Annotated in this window: 19 protein-coding genes; 18 read left to right on the top strand and 1 reads right to left on the bottom strand. The window is 25.9% G+C overall.

Annotated elements, in window-relative coordinates; genetic code table 4:
• Positions 1–107 precede the first annotated feature (107 nt).
• The 6 genes from infC to JRW51_RS02470 are packed head-to-tail and all read left to right on the top strand — an operon-like array spanning position 108 to position 4,414.
• Positions 108–770: a translation initiation factor IF-3 gene (infC, locus tag JRW51_RS02495; RefSeq protein WP_322948498.1), complete on the top strand. Its 663-nt coding sequence runs from the start codon at positions 108–110 to the stop codon at positions 768–770.
• Positions 751–960 (top strand): 50S ribosomal protein L35, encoded by a 210-nt coding sequence (gene rpmI / locus JRW51_RS02490; RefSeq protein WP_250328605.1) that lies wholly within the window; start codon positions 751–753, stop codon positions 958–960. Before infC ends, rpmI begins: the two co-directional genes overlap by 20 nt.
• A gap of 19 nt (positions 961–979) precedes the next feature.
• Positions 980–1,357, top strand: a complete 378-nt coding sequence (gene rplT / locus JRW51_RS02485; RefSeq protein ID WP_250328604.1) for a 50S ribosomal protein L20 — start codon at positions 980–982, stop codon at positions 1,355–1,357.
• Positions 1,358–1,385: 28 nt separating this feature from the next.
• Complete coding sequence (locus tag JRW51_RS02480; RefSeq protein ID WP_250328603.1) at positions 1,386–1,961, top strand: dUTP diphosphatase; 576 nt, start codon at positions 1,386–1,388, stop codon at positions 1,959–1,961.
• 1 nt (position 1,962) lies between these two features.
• The gene (locus JRW51_RS02475) at positions 1,963–3,060 is read left to right on the top strand and encodes a M42 family metallopeptidase (RefSeq protein ID WP_250328602.1); all 1,098 of its coding nucleotides are present in this window, start codon (positions 1,963–1,965) and stop codon (positions 3,058–3,060) included.
• Between the two features lie 10 nt (positions 3,061–3,070).
• Positions 3,071–4,414 (top strand): DNA recombination protein RmuC, encoded by a 1,344-nt coding sequence (locus tag JRW51_RS02470; protein WP_250328601.1) that lies wholly within the window; start codon positions 3,071–3,073, stop codon positions 4,412–4,414.
• 31 nt (positions 4,415–4,445) lie between these two features.
• Here the strand turns inward: JRW51_RS02470 and JRW51_RS02465 are convergent, their stop codons facing one another.
• Complete coding sequence (locus JRW51_RS02465; protein WP_250328600.1) at positions 4,446–4,646, bottom strand: L28 family ribosomal protein; 201 nt, start codon at positions 4,644–4,646, stop codon at positions 4,446–4,448.
• 217 nt (positions 4,647–4,863) lie between these two features.
• Between JRW51_RS02465 and pheS the strand changes: the two genes are divergently transcribed.
• The 12 genes from pheS (at position 4,864) to ileS (ending at position 19,883) form a co-directional block, all read left to right on the top strand.
• Positions 4,864–5,928, top strand: a complete 1,065-nt coding sequence (gene pheS / locus JRW51_RS02460; RefSeq protein ID WP_250328599.1) for a phenylalanine--tRNA ligase subunit alpha — start codon at positions 4,864–4,866, stop codon at positions 5,926–5,928.
• 2 nt (positions 5,929–5,930) lie between these two features.
• The gene (locus JRW51_RS02455) at positions 5,931–8,405 is read left to right on the top strand and encodes a phenylalanine--tRNA ligase beta subunit-related protein (RefSeq protein WP_250328598.1); all 2,475 of its coding nucleotides are present in this window, start codon (positions 5,931–5,933) and stop codon (positions 8,403–8,405) included.
• A 56-nt stretch (positions 8,406–8,461) separates the two neighbouring features.
• On the top strand, positions 8,462–9,982 hold the full coding sequence (locus JRW51_RS02450) for a hypothetical protein (RefSeq protein WP_250328597.1): 1,521 nt from the start codon (positions 8,462–8,464) through the stop codon (positions 9,980–9,982).
• 215 nt (positions 9,983–10,197) lie between these two features.
• Positions 10,198–11,811: an MATE family efflux transporter gene (locus tag JRW51_RS02445; RefSeq protein ID WP_250328596.1), complete on the top strand. Its 1,614-nt coding sequence runs from the start codon at positions 10,198–10,200 to the stop codon at positions 11,809–11,811.
• Between the two features lie 70 nt (positions 11,812–11,881).
• Positions 11,882–12,076 carry a 50S ribosomal protein L32 gene (gene rpmF / locus JRW51_RS02440; RefSeq protein ID WP_250328595.1) on the top strand — a complete coding sequence of 65 codons (195 nt, stop codon included), beginning with the start codon at positions 11,882–11,884 and terminating at the stop codon, positions 12,074–12,076.
• A 274-nt stretch (positions 12,077–12,350) separates the two neighbouring features.
• Entirely contained in the window at positions 12,351–12,842 is a 492-nt protein-coding gene (locus JRW51_RS02435) for a division/cell wall cluster transcriptional repressor MraZ (RefSeq protein ID WP_250328594.1), read from the top strand.
• Entirely contained in the window at positions 12,842–13,798 is a 957-nt protein-coding gene (gene rsmH, locus JRW51_RS02430) for a 16S rRNA (cytosine(1402)-N(4))-methyltransferase RsmH (protein ID WP_250328593.1), read from the top strand. The genes JRW51_RS02435 and rsmH overlap by 1 nt, the downstream gene beginning before the upstream one ends.
• Positions 13,799–13,825: 27 nt before the next feature.
• Complete coding sequence (locus JRW51_RS02425) at positions 13,826–15,106, top strand: cell division FtsA domain-containing protein (RefSeq protein ID WP_250328592.1); 1,281 nt, start codon at positions 13,826–13,828, stop codon at positions 15,104–15,106.
• Positions 15,107–15,126: 20 nt separating this feature from the next.
• Positions 15,127–16,380 carry a cell division protein FtsZ gene (gene ftsZ / locus JRW51_RS02420; RefSeq protein WP_250328591.1) on the top strand — a complete coding sequence of 418 codons (1,254 nt, stop codon included), beginning with the start codon at positions 15,127–15,129 and terminating at the stop codon, positions 16,378–16,380.
• A gap of 28 nt (positions 16,381–16,408) precedes the next feature.
• Complete coding sequence (locus JRW51_RS02415; protein ID WP_250328590.1) at positions 16,409–16,780, top strand: cell division protein SepF; 372 nt, start codon at positions 16,409–16,411, stop codon at positions 16,778–16,780.
• 1 nt (position 16,781) lies between these two features.
• Complete coding sequence (locus JRW51_RS02410) at positions 16,782–17,027, top strand: hypothetical protein (RefSeq protein WP_250328589.1); 246 nt, start codon at positions 16,782–16,784, stop codon at positions 17,025–17,027.
• A gap of 108 nt (positions 17,028–17,135) precedes the next feature.
• A complete protein-coding gene (gene ileS, locus JRW51_RS02405) occupies positions 17,136–19,883 on the top strand; it encodes an isoleucine--tRNA ligase (protein WP_250328588.1) in 2,748 nt (915 codons plus the stop codon).
• Positions 19,884–19,935: the final 52 nt, after the last annotated feature.

Here is a 19,935-nt window from a genome sequence, read left to right as displayed (position 1 = left end):
GTGGTTTTAAAAATATTAAAAGTTATAAAATTTTTAAAGTTTATATATAATATAAAAGATAAAATTATTCTTATTTTATGATAAGACAATAATTTATTTATTCTTAAATTGAAATTAAAATAGCTCTAAAAAGTGAAGGAGTAATTATTAAAAAATTTATTAAAACCAATCCAATTAAACATCAAAATGATGAATTAATCAACGAAGAAATTGTTAGTAAATTCCCAGAAATTCTTTTGATTTCTCCAGATGATGAAAAAACTGGTAAAAATAAGTTAATAAAAATTGCTTCAAAGGTTGCTGATGATCAAGCTAAAGTTCAAGGTCTGGATTTAGTTTGTGTTTCTTTGAAAAAAGCTGATATTCCGATTTGTCGGATTATGAACTATGGGAAGTTTAAATATCAGCAAAAATTAAAGCAAAGAAAACAAAATGCAGCCACTTTAAGGCAGAAACTGAAACAAATAAAATTAAGACCACAAATAGGTGAAGGAGATTTAAATACTAAAACGAGAAGAATTGTATCTTTTTTAAAAGCAGGACATCAAGTAAAAGTTTTAGTTATGTTCAGGGGCAGAGAAGTCTTAAACAAAGAAAAAGGATTAACGATTATAAATAATATTATTAACGAAGTTAAAGATTATTTAAAAATCGTTCCAGAAGTAAAATTTGCCCAAAATGTTTATCAAACAGTTTTAAATCCGATAGTTGTTAATAAAAAAAAGCCTAAATCAAATTTAAATAACAAAAATGAAAAAAACCAAACTTAAAACAAGAAAATCAATTGCAAAACGTTTTAAAATCACAGCCAGAAATAAAATAATGCGTCATCGTGCTTTTAAAAGTCATCTTGCTACAACTAAAAATCCTTCAAAACGTCGTCATTTAGCGAAAGAAACAGTTATTGATAAAACAGATCGTAAAAGATTATTAAGAGGAATATTAAATAAATTAAGATAAATTACTAAGATAAATTACCATGAGAATATCCAATTCAGTCATAACAAGAAATCGTAGAAAAAAATTTTTAAAACAAGCGAAAGGTTATTTCGGTTCAAAACATCGTTTATACAGAACTGCCAAAGAACAAGTTTTTAATTCCTTAGTTTATGCCTATAAAGGCCGAAAACAAAGAAAACAGCAGTTTAGAAGACTATGGATAACAAGAATTAATTCTGCTTTAAAAACAGATAACCTTTCATATTCTAAATTTATTCACGGTTTAAAAGAATCTAATATTAATCTGAATAGAAAACTTTTATCAGAAATAGCGATTCATCAACCTTCTGTTTTTCAAGAATTAGTTTTAAAAGCTAAAGACGGATTAAAGAACGAACAAGTAAAAAACGTTAAATAGTCATTTTAGCTTAAAAAAAATCGAATAAGTGTTAAAAGATAATCTAGAACCAAAACCAGAATCTGACTTTTTAACTATTTTATTGACAATTGTTAATGAACAATTGCAATTAGACAACTATATTTTAAAAAATATCAACAAACCAATTTCCTTTTATCTTGAAAAAAAGATTTTAGCGTTTCAAGTTGAAGTTGCTGAACTTGCAAATGAAACTAGATCTTTTAAGTATTGATCGCAAAAACCTTCAAGTGAGTTCAATATTATCTTAGATGAAACCGCTGATTGTTTACATTTTTTAATCAGCATAGGGCTATCACTTAATTTTAATTTTTCAACCTTTAAAAATGAGGCAGAACATAATCAATCTGAAGTTACAATCTCTTTTTTAAATCTTTTTCTTGCTTCAAGTTTATTATTTAATGAAATAAAAAATCAAGAAAATAATCTTCCAAAAAAATCAGATAAAATAAACATTTTATTTACAACTTTATTTCAAGATTTTTTAAAATTAATTTTTGCTTTAAAAATTGATTGAGCAGTTCTGTTTCAATCATACAAAGATAAAAACAAAATAAATTATCAAAGACAACAAAATAATTATTAACATGACTAGTAAATATCAATACTTATTTAATATCTTAAAAAACTATGGCGAAGAATTTGGACCATCTGGCTTTGAAAAACCAGTCCTTGATATGTTCTCTAAAAATGTTAAACCATATGTTGATGAGTTTATTAGTGATAATTTAGGAAGCCTTATTGCTGTTAAAAAAGGTAAATTAGATTCAAAATATCGGGTTTTATTAGATGCTCATGCTGATGAAATTGGTTTTATTATAAACGAGATTACAACGCATGGATTGATTAAATTCGGTAATCTTGGTGGTTGATGAGTTCATGTCTTAATCGGAAAAAAAGTTAAAATCTATTCACGTAAATTAAATAAATATATTATCGGCATCATAGGTGCCCCTCCGATTCATTTACTTTCAGTTGAACAAAGAACAAAACTAATGGATCGTGATAAAATTTTCATTGATATTGGAGCATCATCTCGTCAAGAAGTTGAAAGTTTTGGGATTAATATTGGAGATCCGATTGTTAAACATGATACTTCACTTTTATTATCAAATGGCGTTTATGCCTGCACTAAGTCTGTTGATAATCGTGTTGGGATTACAATTCTTGACCAAGTTCTGAAACATTTTGCGAATAAAAGACCTAATTTTCATCTTTATGGCGCTGCAGTTGTGCAAGAAGAAGTTGGGATTAGGGGAGCCATGACAACAGCCAATTTAGTTAAACCTTTAATCGCTGTTGTGATTGATACAACCGTAACAGATGATACTTTCAAACCATTAAGCGATAACGATACCAAATTAAATAAAGGGGTCGCTATTTCGATTATGGACGGAACATGTATTTGTACTCCAACTTTAGTTGATAAATTTATTCAAATCTGTCAAGATCATAAAATTCCTTATAACCTTGATCCTTTAACTTCTGGTGGAACTGACGCTGGGTCAATTCATAAATCAGGTACAGGGGTCTTAACAATAACCATTTCAATTCCATCTCGTTACCTTCATACCCATAACGAAGTATGTTCACTTGCAGATGTTGAAGCTGCAATTAAATTAATTACAATTTTCTTAGAACAACTAGATGAAAAAATGTATCACCAATTAGCAAAGGTTTGATAGATAATTTTCAATGTCTACAGTTATTTATTTAATTTTAGGTTTTCTAGCAACGTGCACGATTGTTTTATTAGGATTTTTAATATATATTTTAATAACAAAACGTTCTAAATCTGTTCCTTATCCAAATCAAGTATTAAATCCAGATTCAAATCCTTTAAAGGATGAAATGAATCTATTAAAAGAACAATATAAAAATCAATATGAAGCGATGTCGGATTTAATTAAAAACAACGCAACTTTAGAAGCACATATTACCACCCTTCTTAATAATGATAAAAACGTTTCGAAAACTTTAACTGAATTATCAACCAAAACAGAGCAATCATTTCAACAAATAAATACGGATAAGTTAAAACCAATTTTAGAAAATTTTCAAAGTGTTTCAAAAAAGTTTATTGAAGAAGATGAGAAAACAAAAACATTAGTCCAAAAATATCAAGAAATTTCTAATTCTTTGATTAATGTAAAAGATTCTTTACAACAATTTGAAAAAAATAGTTTAAGTGATACTAAAAAATTAGTTACTATTTTTTTAGATAAAAAAGCACGTGGAACGTATGGCGAGATTTCGTTAAATTTAATTTTAACAAATATCTTTGGTGAAAATGAATATATTTGAGAAAAACAAAAACAATTAAGCGATAAAAGTCGACCAGATGTTATTTTTAAATTAAAAAACAACGAAAATGATAAACAATTTGTTGCTATTGATTCTAAATTTCCTTGTGAAAATTTCCAAAAACTTCAGACTGCTGAAACAGAATTAGAAAAAAAACGTTTTTCTAAGGAACTAAAAGAAGATATTAAAGCGCATATTAAAAATGTTAAAAAATACATTAATAAAGATCATATTTCACATGTTTTAATTTTTATTCCTTCAGAATTAATATTTGCAGAATTATGTAATAATCCAGAAATTAATCCTGTCTTTCAAAAATCATTCAAAGAAAATATTTGAATTCTATCCCCAACCACTTTAGCTTTAACATTATTTTGATTATCAAAATTAGCGAATGAGCAAAGATTATCGCAAATTTTAACTAAAAACTTTGATTTTATCAAAAACAAAATTCAAGAAGGAATTAAATTAGCTGAAGCATTTGAAAAAGATTTTGATAAAGTAATTGATAATGCTGATAAGTTGGGCAATGATTTAAGAAAAATTAAAAAAACAGAAGGCAAATTTGCTGAAGTCTTGGTTAAAATTCAGAATAAAAGTTTAATTATCGATGATGAAAAATTAAAACTTTCAAAAACACTTGAAAAGAAAAATATTTTAGATTCAAAAGATAATCCCGTTCCAGAAAACGATTCAGAAGAAATTGATAATAATTTACCGGGTTTAAATAATTAATAAAAAAAATCTCTCTATGAAAGAGAGATTTTTATTTTTGAATTTGTTTTTTTAAATTTCTTAATCCACGAACAGAAACATGGACTACAGTTTCAACGCCGTTGATTTTTAATTTTTTCTTTTTAAGATTTACTTTTCAATTTCTTTTTACAGCATTCATCGCATTACTACGCGAGTTTCCGAATAATTTTTTTTTATCAGAAAGAAGAAAGCATTGATTTGATTTTGACATATTAAATAATTTTGATTTTTCAGAATGATAAATAATCGTTTAAGTTAAAAACTATGATTATTTTTTGCTGTTTTATTATAACTAAATAATTGTAAAATTATATATTTTTTAACAATATTTTAAATAAATATAATAATCAATCTCAAAGATGTTTATAATAAAATAAACATTTATCAGAAATTATTTTCATATTTAAATAAATTGTTCATATTTACTCATGATTAAAGAAATTAAGTTTACAACATCGCTTATTTGAGAAGATTTTCTAAAAAAGTATACATTGCTTAAAAATACCGATATTACAGAAGAAGATATCAAAAATCTTGAATATGATTTTTTATCATCAAAAAAAGGTACTGTTAATCATCAATTTAAAAAATTATTATCGGTTTATCAAGATGGATCTGATAGAAAAGTTATCGGTTTAGAATTTAATAAATTAAAACTAAAAATTAAAGATCATTTAGCAAAATTAACAACAAAGGCAACTTCTAAAGATGTTTTTTTAGCTGATGGTCCAGATTTAACAATCGATATTGAAAACACATTAGGTTATCAACATCTTTTACAAGAAAGTGTTCAAAAAATTATTAATTTTTTTTCATCTTTAAATTATGAAATTCTCCAAGGTTATGAAGTTGATGATGTAAAAAATAATTTTAAATTATTAAATTTTGATTCAGCTCATTCTGCACAAAATGAACATGATACTTTTTTTCTAACTAACGAAGTTAAAACTTTTGATAATTTACTTTTAAGAACTCATTGTACAAATTTAACAGTTCGTGGTTTATTAGCAAGCAAACCAAATCAACCAGTTAGAATAATGAGTATTGGCAAGGTATATCGAAATGATAAAGATGATCCAACTCATTCAAGTCAATTTTTTCAAGTTGATGTTGTTTATGTTAACAAAGATACAAATTTATCGCATTTAAAATGAACAATTACGCAATTTTTGGAATATTTTTTTGGTAAGAAAATGAACCCATTATTTCGGGTTAGTTATTTTCCTTTTACTGAACCAAGTCTTGAAGTGGATATTCCTTGTCCATATTGTCAAGGAAAAGGCTGTCTGGTTTGTAAACATACAAAATACATTGAAATTTTAGGAGCAGGAATTATTCATCCCAATGTTTTAATTAACACCAACCATGATCCTAATGAAGTTAATGGTTTTGCGTTTGGAGTAGGCGTAGAACGATTGGTTATGATTAAACATAAGATTCCTGATATTCGATTTCTTTATAAAAACAATTTACGATTTAATATACAATTTTAAAAATGCTAGTATCAAAAAAACTTTTAAATTATTTCTTAGATCTTGACGATATCTCTGATAAAACAATTGTTAAAGGATTAATCAGTCTTGGGATTGATTTTGAAAAAACAGTTTCCTTATCGCCATTAAATAACAATTTGATCATCGGGAAATTGATAAATTACACTAAATCAAAAGCGACAAAAAAGTTATATAACTGTACTGTTAAAATTGGATCAAACAAACAAGTTAATTTTTATTTTTTTAATGATACTGTTGATGATATTTCGCTTATTTTAAATGAAAAAATTCTTCTTTTAATTACAGATAAAACAACAACCCCTTTATCTAAATTAAAAAATAACCAACAAGTGGATGCTCAAATCGGAACATTCAAAAATCTAAATATTACTTATAAAAAATGGAACAGTTTTATTATCTTAGATAAAAAATTAGATGTCGGAAGTATTATTAATCCAAAATATTTCGAAGATACGATTTTTATTTTCTCAAATCCATCTAATCGTCCTGATTTGAATGCAGTTGCAGTTCTAGCACACGAATTATCAGTTAAATTGGATACTGAATATTTATTTCCTAAAATTATTCAATCTTTAAAAAACTTCCCTAGTTTGTATCAAAAACCAGATGTTAATTTTAACGTTAATTTAAAAACTAAAAAATGTAGTCAAGTGATTTATCAACTAATCGAATTAAAAAATAATTTTAGATCTAAATTAGAACTTCAAATCCTTCTTCTAAATAATAATATTACGCCAAATAACTTTATTTCAGATATCGCAACCATTGCATCTTTCATCGGTGGTTCTCCTATTCAAGTTTATGATTTTAAAAAAATAACTTCACCATTTAATATCAGTTTTCAAAGAACAGATGAATGGATTCAAATTTCAAAAGAAAACAAGATCAGTTTAAATCAAGGTATAGTGATTAAAAACAAACAAACACCGATTGCTTTAGCTGGTCTAAATCTAAACTATAAATGCGCAGCGACCTTAGCAAGTGATACCTTTTTATTTGAATACTTAGAATTAGATCCTTTAACGGTTAAAAACTATTTTGTTTATCAAAATAAAAATAGTAATTCAATGTACACTAAACATTTTATCCATAGTTTTCATTATCAGTTAACAAATAGCATTTTTATATATTTCTTAAGAAGATATTTAAGAACTTTTACTATTTATTCACCATGAATTTTTATTCATTCCCTGCACAGACCAATTGATAAAAATCAAGATCCAATTATTTTAAATTTAAATAAAGCAGAGCAGGTAATTAATTGTAAGTTAGATCAGACCAGAGTTAGAGATCTTTTTTATAAATTAAATTTTAAAATTAAAAAACTCCAATCAAAAGATGTTAGATTTAAAATTACCCCTCCAGTTCATCGTTTGGATGTTAAAAACGAAAATGATCTTTTTGAAGAAATAATTAGATTTCTTGTCGATTTAAATAAAGTTGAATCACTGCCTCCAAGTTTTGATTTTATTCCATATCAACAAAATTATGAACAATTAATGCAATCTAAAACAAGAAACTTTTTCCTTGCCAATAATTTTACAGAAGTTGTTACTTATTCTTTGGTTTCAAATGAATGTTCAACTATTAATTTTTTTAATTTTTTAATTCCTTTAAAAATTAAAAATAAAACGGTTTCAAAATATTATCGACTATCTTTATTTCATTTTCTTTTCCAAACTTTAGTTTACAATTTAGCGAATAAGATTAATCATTTAAATATCTTTGAAATAAGTGATATTTACTATCAAGCTTCAGAAATCAAAATAGTTAAAAATACTTTAGTTTCAACTATTAGTTATGGAGAATGAATTAATACTTTTTCTCCAGTTAAGAAAACACAAATCATTGATACCTATTTGTTAAAATCAATTTATAAAAATTATTGTAAATTTGTTGATTTAGATATTAATAAATTAACGGTTAAACCTTTTTTCTTAGAAAATAAAGAGACAATAGTAGATTTAAAAAAATATTTTAAAAGTGGGATTTTTATTTATTACAACAATATTTTAATCGGTATTATTGGACAAGTTTTAATTTCAAACGCTTTATCTTCTAAAATAGATTTATTTCAAAACGCAGTTATTTTCACTGAATTTAATTTATCTTTAATTGAAGAGTGTGTTTCTGATTCTAATAATAAAGAGTTTGTTCCATTTCCATCGGTGCCTTCTATAGATCGAGATTTTTCATTTTTCTTAAAAAGCGAAGAACCTTGAAAACCAGTAAATGAAACATTAGATGAAATTAATAAGATTTTAAAAAATGTTCTTCAATATAAGTTTAAAATTAAATTAATTGATTTGTTTAAACCATCTACAGATAATTTATCATACAGTATTCGAATTACAATTTATCCAATTGACGAAACGTTTAGCAGAGATAAAATAAAAAAAATCGAAGATAAAGTTATAGATGTTTTGACAAAAAAACTAAATTATTTAATTCGGTAATTATTTTTATAATAACACCAAAACCCAATCATAATAAAGATTGAGAAAATATTAGCGTGTATCATACAAAATCTGTAGCATCATCAATAATAAGAGTTTCTCTTCCCACAGCATTATCTGCTTTTTTAGCTGCTGCATTTGGGATTATTGATGAAATTTTAGCGATTAAATTCGGAACCGGTAAGCATCAACTGATTATTAGTGGTTATAACTTATCAGGAGAAGAAATAAGGGGTATTATTCAAGTTTTAACCCCATTGTATTTATTTATTACTTCAATTTTATTCGCTGGAGCAACTTCGTTATCTAACAGTTTTGGTCTTTCTTTATCAAAAGGCGAAAAAAGCAAAGCTTATAAAAACCTTGGTAATAGCATAACGGTCCATTTTATGATTTGGGTTGGGTATGTTATTTTCAGTTTCAGTTTTATGAATATTTTTTTAAAGATGCAAGGGTTGACTAATCCCGTCCTTTTGGGTCTTGCTAAATATATGGCATGACTTTTAGCGATTACTTCTTTTCTGCAGTTTTTTAGCAATATTTTTTTAGTTGTTTTAAAAATTAGGGGCTGAAATATTTTAACTTCACTTGTTCCAGCAGTATCTTTTGCAATTAACATAGCTTTAGATTTGGTTTTTTTAATTGTTTATAAGTATGGCCTTTTTGGAACAGCTATAGCAACAGCGATTGCTATTATTTTTCAATTTTATTTAACAATTTTAGTTCTTTTCTTTCTTAAAACAAATGATATAAGTCGTTCTTTTTTAAACAATAATTTAAAAATAGATCACAATCTGTCATGAAATTCATTTTTATATGGTATTTCATCGCTGATTAGAAATGTTTGATTAGGGGCTTGTTTATTTTTTTTCAACATTATTTTAGCAATATCTCATACTGTCGTTTATACCAATCTTTATTGAATTAGTTTATTTAGTATTGTTTCTTCCTACATGTTTGTGATCATGGGATATATTTCAGGTTTTGTGCAAGGGGTTAATATTTTTATTATTCAAAACATTGGCAGAAATAAAAGCAAAAGAGTAAGGGACGCTGCTAAGTTATCAATCGTTTTTATTATCATTTCAGCGTTAATCATAGAAGCCTTTTTACTTGGATTTTCTGATTTTTTTGTATCAATTTATTTAGATACAAATTTAAGTAATTATCATCAATCTTTACATGATGCACAAAGTATTTTGATTTATTCTTTTTGTTTACTACCGTTGTTTGGTCTTACGATCTTGATAAGTTCATTCTATGAATCAATTTTTCTTTATATAAAATCAATTTGAACAATCACGGTTCGTTGTATGATTTTTTTAGTTATTTCGTTAATTTTTTTACTTGTTGTTAATCAATTTACAGGATCTATGTCTTTAAAATTTATTTTCTTATCATTATCAATCTGTGATTTAATTTTTATTCTTTGTTATATCGTTCCTTTTTATTTTGATGTTAGTCAATTTCAAGTTAACAAACTTATGAATATCTTTGATAAAATTAATATCAGTGATAGTGTTAATGTTACAAAATCTATTATTTTTCATCATCCAAACGATGATATTGAAAACTAATAAATAAAGCGCATTATTTGTTTTTTAAAAATATTTTTTAATATAATAATTCTTGTATTTATACTATAAAGTTTATATTTCATTTACGATTCATATCATTAATTGATCGATAAAATGTAAATGGTTTATAAACTTTTATGTATTACTAAAATAAAATTTAAACCTAAAATTTAATCGATAAAATTAAATTTTTATCATTTTGAGTTAGGATTACGATGTTTAAATGCTTAAATAAATTAAAATATAGAAAAAAAACTAACTCAGAAGATATTTTTTTTCATAAATCCGTTTTAGTTTCTCTTCTGAAAATAGTTATCCCAGCATCTATTTCAATGGCGATATACAGTTTGTATACCATTATTGATCAGATAATTGCTATTAAATTGGGTCCTGGAAAACAATGAGGTGCAGGTGGTTATGGATTTGATTTAACTTCTTCTGATATTCGAACAATTATTCAAGTTTGTCTTCCATACTATACATTAATTGTAGCAGGATTGGCTATTTCATCGGGGGGTCTTTCTAATTCATTATCATTTCATTTTGGTAGAAAAGATCGTAAAAATGCTGTTTCAACTTTGGGTAATAGTTTATTCATCAATTTAATTATTATTATCTTTTTCTTAATTTTTGCTTTATCCTTTAGTAAGATTTTTATTCAATTACAAATTAATGGATCTGATCCGAAAGATTTAGAACTTGCAAGTATTTCGAAATGAATTTGTTGAACTTGAACATTTGGCATTTTTTTCTATTATGTTTCTAATATCATCATTTGAACTATCAGAACAAAAGGTTTTATGATGGTTTCTATGTCTATAACTTTAATCTGTTCATTGCTGAACATCGGTTTAGATGTCTTATTTGTAAAAGTCTTTCATTCTGGGGTTTTAGGAACAATCATAGCGACTGCAATATGTTGAGTTGTGCAATTTTTTATTTCCTTAATTTATTGTGCGATTGTAAAAGATTTATGAGTTTTTTTCGATGCTATAAATTTCAGACATTGAAAAATTTCAAAAAGTATTATTATTACTTTGATTATTTTTGGGCTTCCATCATTGTTTAGAAATTCTTTACAAGGGGTAGCGTATTATATTTTTAACATTATTTTATCGCATATGTCGCAAAATATTGCGGGATCGAAACTCCCTGATCATAGTCTTGTTTCGATTTTTGGGGCTGTAACTCCATTTTTAACTTTCTTCACCATTTCTATTTTCGGATTCTTGCAAGGAATGAATATGTTTACATCACATAATTTAGCTAGAAAATATCTTGATAGAATTAAAAAATCAATTTCAATCTCGTTTGCGATGATGTTTGTTTATTTAATTGTTGTTGAAATTTTGGTTTTAGCACTCGCTCCTTATTTAGTAACTATTTTTGTTGATCCTAATGATGTAGTCTTTAATTATGCAACGAAGGCATTAAGATATACCTTTATTTTTTTCCCATTAATTTCATGTAGTTTTATTCCAATTTCTTATTATCAATCAACCCTTCGTTACAAAAAAGCTATTTTTATTACTTTTCTTCGTTTTATTATTTTATATGTACCTGTTTCTTTAATCTATTACTTTATCTTTCGAGATAAAGATCAATTATTTATTTTTCTTTCCCTTCCAACAACTGACTTTATTTTAGCTTTGGTAGTAATGATTGACTTTTATTTTAATGTTCGAAATTTAACGATGGAAAAATTGTTAAAACATTCAAGAAAAATTAAACATTTTCACAACGATGATTATAATCATGAAGATGAACAAGAAATACCATCAATTGCCAAAATTGAAAAAAATAATGATGTTGAAATATTAAAAGAATAAATTTTATTCTTTTTTTTAAATGTTATATAATTATCTAGTTATTTTTTAATTATTTTTAAAAATTTATTTTATGGCCGTACCATTTAGAAAAACCTCAAAAACCAGAAAAGGATTTAGAAGATCCCACGATCACTTAACAGCTCCAACAATAGCAGTTTGTAAAAACTGTGGAGCGCTACATCGTACTCACTATGTTTGTCAAGAGTGTGGTTTTTACAAAAACAAAAAAGTTAATATTCAAAATAAAACTTCTAGTAAAAAATAAAATTTAATATTTTTACTTAACTTTTATATCAAGCCCTATTTTATAAAAATAGGGCTTATTTTTTTTATGTCTATTAGGATTATGAATTATTAGAAAAAAATATCTACTATTTATCTACTATTTTAATTAATTTTTTTTTATTTATTATCTTTTTTTTATAGTTTTTATTTTTTTGTATGTGTTTTTCAAAATAATTAAAGTACTTAATGGGTAAAAATGGGCAAAATAGAAATAAATTGCTCCAAAAAACCATTAGGTAATTAAAATATTTAATATGAGCATAAATTTAAAGGAGTCAGATCACAAAATTTACTTAACAGGAACATATTATGGCGTTTTAGATGAACGGAACAGATTTAATTTACCAAAAAAAATCTATGAATCTTTAACACATATATACGGACCTAGAGAAATTAACCTTTTTCTAAAAGTTCGGGCAACTTCTGATAAATGTATTGATATTTTTCCAGAAATTAAATACAAAGAATTAAGTGAACAAATTTCAGATCTACCAGAAAATGTTCAAAATAATAGAATATATAAACGTTCATTTTTCGGAAGTATTGAAAAAGCGACATTAGACAAAAGACATCGTTTACTTCTAAGCGACAATTTTTTTAAAAGTTTAGAACTAGACGTTGAAAAAGATCTTGTTTTTGTCGGAATGGGGAGTTATATTCAGTTATTTAAAAAATCTAAATTTCTTGAACTTCAAAAACAAGAAATATCAAACGCTGAAAGTATTGAAGAAAAAATAAATCTTTAATGAATCAAATCAATTACAAAAGACATGTACCAGTTTTAACAAACGAAGTTATGGATATTTTATTCAACCAAAATTTAGTTGATAAAGATCCAATAATTGTTGATTGTACAGTAGGTTTGGGAGGGCACGCTAAATTAATTTTAGAAAAGCTTAATGATCAAGGATTTCTTTTTGGTTTTGACCTTGATAAAGAAGCAATTGATGTTTGCACAGAGAACTTAATTAATTTACCATTTTCAAATTTTAAATTAATTAACAAATCATATGTTGATGTCAAAAGTTATTTATTAGGACAGGGTATTTTTAAAATTGATGTTGCTTTTTTTGATTTAGGGGTTTCAAGTTTACAAATTGATGATTTAAAGCGCGGTTTTTCTTACAACCAAAACTGTTTGTTAGACATGAGAATGGACACTACTAGCAAAGTTAATGCTCAATATATTTTAAATAGATATTCAAACGAAAGATTAATTGGAATTTTCAAAAAATATGGTTTGGGCCTTTTTAGTTCAAAACTAGCGAATAAGATAATTCATTATCGTAAAGCAGAGGGAATAACTCGTTCAGAACAATTAACTGAAATTGTTCGAAAAACTGTTTTTGGTTCTGAAGTCCAAATTAAAAAGTATGTAAAGTTGCTATTTCAAGCGATAAGACTTGAAGTTAATAAAGAATTAGATGTCTTTTCAGATGGATTGAAAGGAATTTGAGAATTATTAAAAAACAAAGGACTTTTAATTGTCATTACTTTTCATTCATTGGAAGAAAGGGTTTTAAAAAACTTTTTTAAAGCTTTTAAACCTAATCCAAAGTTATATAAATTACCAGTTATAGATCAAGAAGTTGAATGTTATAAACTTATTAACAAAAAACCAATTTTACCATCTCTTAGCGAGGTGATCACCAACAAAAGAGCAAGTTCAGCTAAGTTATGAACTTTTCAAAAACTAAAATAAAAATGAAGGAATTAAAAAGGAGAATTTATGAATAAAATGTATGCAACATTTGACATTTCAACTAGCGGTGTTAAATTTGCTGTAATAAAAATTTCTCAAAATCATGTAGATCCAATCTTAACATACTATAAAAGAGCAAAAGTTATGAATGTTAATGGCGAGATTTGCAATGATGAATTATTGGTTGAGATTATTAAATATGCAGTAAAAAATTGCGAAAAAACTTTAGACTATACTGTTGATAATGTAATTTTAAACTTCCCAATGATTAACTGTAAAATAAAGCAGAGCAAACGTGGAATATTGATTAACAAGACTTTAGAAGTTGAAGATGTAGCGAAGTTAATTGGATATTCTCAGGAACTAAACGGTTTAAATGATAATGTCCTTTTGACTTTGATTCCAGAAAGTTATGAATATGACCATCATAGAACCCTGATCCCACCAATTGGTAAAAAAATCCAAAAACTATATTTAAATTCTCTTGTATACTTAGGTAATTTTAAAACATATTATCGTTTACTTGAGATCTTTAAAAAAGCAAAAATTTCGGTTTCAAATTTTTGTTTAGAAGCATACGCAACCGCTTATGAAGTAGCCAACAAAACTTATTTAAAAGATGGATGTGTAATCGTAGATTTTGGAGCAGAGTCTGTTAAAATATCTTTATTTCACCAAAACTTATTAGTTGATTATCGCGTTCTTAAAATGGGTGCAAATTCAATTAATAAAGATATCAAATATTTAATAAAAGACGTTGGTGACAAAAACATTGAATTATTAAAACTTCGTTATGCTGATTTAAAAGCTGGCTATTTAAATATCAATAAAGATAAAGATAGTTTTCTTTTGAACAATGATTTCAAAGTTTTATATTCAACCGATGGACAACCATTAATTGATGAAGATAAATTGCAAGAAATAGTTTATTGAAGAACTAAAGAAATTTTCTATAAAATTACAGAATTAATCAGAGAATTAACACATGGTGATAGTGATAAATTTAAAATCATTATTACAGGGGGCGGAAGTGCTATTAAAGGCTTAGATTGCTTTTTTGAAAAAGAAAATTATTTTACTAATTACAAAATTTATAAATCTACTTATATTGGTGTAAAAAATCCTATTTACTGTAATGTGGTTGGGATTGGTATATATCAAAATATGGTAAATTATGTCAGCGATCATAAAATTAATTCACTAAAACATAAATCACTAAAAGAACGAATTTTTAACACTTTAAACCTAAAAATATTAAAACTAAGTCAAAAAAACAACAAATTTCAACAATTATTAAGAAAGAATTAAATTAAAAAAAACAAAAAACCATGAAAACAGATAATAAAATAGATAGCAAAGTAATTCAATACGATCCGTTTGAAAGCGTTGCTACAATTAAAGTCTTCGGAGTAGGCGGCGGCGGTTGTAATGCTGTTAACCGTATGATCGAAGAAGGGGTACAAGGAGTAGAGTTTTGAGTTGTTAACACAGATTCACAAGTAATTTCAGCCTCAAAAGCTCGTAATCGAATTGTCCTTGGGAAAGACGTAACAAAAGGTCTTGGAGCAGGAGCAAATCCAGAAAAAGGACGTGAAGCTTCAATTGAATCAGAAGATGAAATTAAAAAAGCTGTTAAAGGAGCAGATATGGTTTTCATTGCTGCTGGAATGGGTGGAGGTACTGGAACAGGTGCTGCGCCAACAGTTGCAAGATTAGCAAAAGATACAGGAGCATTAACAATTGGAATTGTTACCAAACCATTTACTTTTGAAGGTAAAACAAGATTTGATAATGCAGAACTTGGTCTTGGAGAATTAAAATCATATGTTGATTCATTAATCGTAATTTCAAATGATAAATTACTTGAAGTTATCGGAACTATACCACTAAAAGAAGCTTTTCAAGAAGCAGATAAAATCTTAAGACAAGGGGTTCAAACAATTACTGATTTAATTGCTGTTCCTTCTTTAATTAATCTTGACTTTGCTGATGTAAAAGCAACTATGGAACAAAAAGGGTATGCTTTAATTGGAATTGGAGCTGCTAAAGGCGAAAATAAAGCTGAAGAAGCCGCTAAAAAAGCGATTGCATCACCTCTTTTAGAAGCTTCTATCGTTGGAGCTAAAGATGCAATTGTTAATATTACAGGCGGTCAAGGGATGACTTTATTTGATGCTAATGATGCGGTTGACATTATTAAAAACACTGCTTCAAATGATGTAAATATTATCTTTGGGGTCGCTGTTAATGATGCTTTAGAAGATGAAGTAATTGTGACTGTTATTGCTACTGGTTTTGATGAATCAGCAATTATTTATCCTAACTATGATAACATTTATGCAGAAAGACAAAAAAGAAAAGAGTTAATCAATTCACCACGTAATAAAAAACAATTCAATAAATCTTCATACAAACCACAACAAAGTCCATGAGCATCTCGTTCAAGTCAACAACAAAACCAAAATTGAACAAGACCAATGAATGTTTATTCAAAACAAGAACCACAATTTGATGCTCAAGATAATCACGATGTAGAATCTGATGATGCAGATGATGACATTCCATCATTTTTAAGAAGATAAATAAAATTAAAAATTTCAAGGAGTTAATATGGCTATCTTTAACAAGAAGTATGATCAATCAATTTTTACACCACTAGAAACAGCATGATCTAAATCAAGTGCCCACGACAACAGTTTTAAAATTTTTTCAAAAAAATCTAAACATCAAATATCTTCATTTGAATTAAGATGCTTTGATGATGTTGTCGTAGTAGCTGATAACTTAAAAAATAAAAAAAGTGTTATTATCAATTTATCACGTTTTGATAAAAAAGATGTTAACTACATTAAAATCATTAATTTTTTAAGCGGAATTATCTATTCACTTGATGGACAAATCAACAAAATTGAAAGCGGAATTTTTCTTCTTTCACCAAACAATATTGGTTATACGCAATATTTAGGCGATAAAGAATACTAACATGGGTATTTTTTCTAATAAAGCAGCGCTTAACAAGTTAGAAGAAAAAATTATTGAACATAATTATCAACTAAAAATTTTAAAAGAAGAAATTTCTAAACTAGAAGAAAAGTTAAAAAAATTAACAAGAATTGATCTTTTAATCAATAGCAATGAAATTCAAAATGAAGTCAATAAAATCATTGATTATTGCATTGAAACCAAACTTCTAAATCACGACCTTCTTAAGAAACTTCCAAAAAAATAAATAAGGTTTTTGGTTTCTTTTATAAATGATTTTTATATATTTTTCTTATGTATTAATCTATAATTTATAAAGCACTATAAATACATTAAATTTTCTAGATTAAATTCGATGGATTATTTTAAAACCTTAAATATTTTTACATCCCCTGTCAATCAGAAAGCGAAATTAGTTGAACTTGAAGCAAGAATTGCTCAATATTATCAAAAAATCAATTTTCAAGAATTATTAAAATCAAAAACTACTTCGCGAAAAGAGTATACATTACTTGATGGACCACCTTATGCAAACGGTGATATTCACATTGGTCACGCGCTAAATAAAGTTCTTAAAGATATTATTCTTCGTTATCAGTTATTAAATAACAAAAAAATAAATTATCTACCAGGTTGGGATTGTCATGGTTTACCAATTGAACAAAAGGTTAAAGATAATTTAAAAAGCGAAACATTTTCTTTAGAACAATTTTTTTCATCATCGTATTGCTATGTTGAAAAACAAATTCAAAATCAAAAAGAACAGTTTTTAAAGCTTGGTTTATTAAGCGATTTTAGTAAATATTATCAAACTATAGATCAAAAATACATTTCTTATGAATTAGATTTTTTTAAAATTTTAGTTCAACAAAAATTAATATATCGTGATCTAAGACCAATTTATTGATCTTGATCTTCAAAAACGGTTTTATCGGATGCTGAAGTTGAATATTTGAATAAACCATCTCATTCGCTTTTTTTCTTAGTTAAGATTAGTAATTTTCGATTTAAAAATGAAGCAGTTTCATTTCTTGTTTGAACAACAACCCCTTGATCTTTGTTAGGAAATCAAGGGTTAGCTGTTAATGACAAAATTAAGTATTGTCTTGTTAAAGATGATAAGTTTGGTTATTTTATTATTAATAAAAATTTAATTACTTCAAATCCTCTTTTTCAATCTTATCAAACAAAAATTATTAAAGATATCGCAATTAAAGATATCTTAACTTTTTCTTATCATCATCCTATAGATAGGAAAATTTATAAAGTTTATTTAAGTCATCATGTTGTTGAAAACGAAGGAACAGGGATTGTTCATATTGCTCCAGGACATGGTGAAGATGATTATTCATTAGCAAAAAAACATAAATTGAACATTTTTTCAGTTATTGATGATCACGGTTTTATTCATTATCCTGACAGTCATTTTCATGCTTTATTTTATGAAAAAGCAAGTTTAGAAATTTTAAAGCACCTTGAAACAAACAAAACTTTATTTTTATCTAAAACGATTAATCATTCATATCCGCACGATTGAAGAACTAAAAAACCGGTTGTTTATTTAGTTAAAGAACAATGGTTTATTGATATCAATAAGGTTAAAGATCAGATTCTTGATACAATTAAAAAAATTAATTTTTTTGCGCCATTAGGTCAAAATAAGTTATTAAACATGATTAAAGAAAGACAATCATGATGTATTTCAAGACAAAGAAAATGAGGCCTTCCGATTCCAATTTTGTTTACTAAAAATAAAACACAAGCAATTTTAGATTTAGATGTTATTAGTGAAATTATCGAAGTTATCAAAGAAAAAGGGATATTATTTTGATTTAATAACAAAATAGAAGATATTTTAAGTTCAAAAACTTTAAAGCAACTTAAAGTTAAATATAAAGATCTTGAAAAAGAAACAGATATTCTTGATGTTTGATTTGATTCAGGAATTGCTTTTCTTTTTTTATTATTTAGTCTTAATTCAAAAACTAATCTTGATATTGATTTAATTCTTGAAGGAAATGATCAGTTTAGAGGGTGATTTAATTCCTCTTTAATTACTTCTACAATCTGAAATAAAACTAACTCTAAAACGCAAATAAATTTTAAAAATATTTTATCACATGGGTTTGTTTTAGACAGCAAAGGGCATAAAATGTCTAAGTCGCTAAAAAATATTATCGCTCCTGAAACTTTCTTAAAAGAAAACGGTGTTGATATATTAAGATTATGATCAGCATCAGTTGATTTTTTAGTTGATATTCGTTTAGGAGATGAAATAACTAAAGTTATTAAAAATGATTATCAAAAAATCAGAAATACACTTCGTTTTTTAATTACAAATTTAGTTGATTTTGATTATAAAAGTGATTTAGTTACTGAGTTTGAAGAAGTAGATACATATATCTTATTTAATTTAAAAAATTTAAAAGATCTTTATCAAACAAATATGCAAAATTTTGCTTTTAATTCAAATCTAAAATTGTTAAAAAATTTTCTTTCAACCACTTTAAGCGCTTTTTATTTAAATTTTGCTAAAGATATTATTTATATTGAAAACAAAGATTCTTTAAGACGAAGACAAATTCAAACTGTCTTTTTCTATATTCTTGATCATTTTTTACTTTTTCTTGCCCCAATCTTATCATTAACAGCAGAAGAGTTTTATCAAGTCTTTCAAAAAGAAGATAAAAAAGAAACTATTTTCTTAGAAACTTTTGCTAATTTAAGACTACCTCAAGTTTCTATTAATGAACAAAAATGAGACAATTTTATTCTTTTCAAAAAAGAATTAAATAAAGCTTTAGAAGAAGCTAAAAATAATCAAATTATTAAAGTTTGACAAGAAGCTGAAATTGAAGTAATTTTTAAAGATCAAAAATTTAATCAAATTCAATCAATTGATAATCTTTCACAAATTTTAACTGTAAGAGAAATATTTTTTAAATCTGAAGCAGATTTAAATGATAAATTCATAAATGTTTCAAATTGTTATTTTTACATTAAAAATAGTCAAAAAATAAAATGTCTTCGTTGTTGAAAATATTTTAAAGCATCAGAAATGGTCGGTGAAATTTGTCAATCTTGTCATAAAGTTATAAAATAATAATAGTTATTATGAAAAAAAAATATCACGAAAACTTTATAAATTAGTTTTA

This window comes from Mycoplasma sp. SG1 (assembly GCF_023612375.1).
Classification (GTDB): Bacteria; Bacillota_I; Bacilli_A; order Mycoplasmatales; family SG1; genus SG1.
Note: the sequence above shows the minus strand (reverse complement) of the source record. Positions and strands in the feature narration are given on the sequence as shown.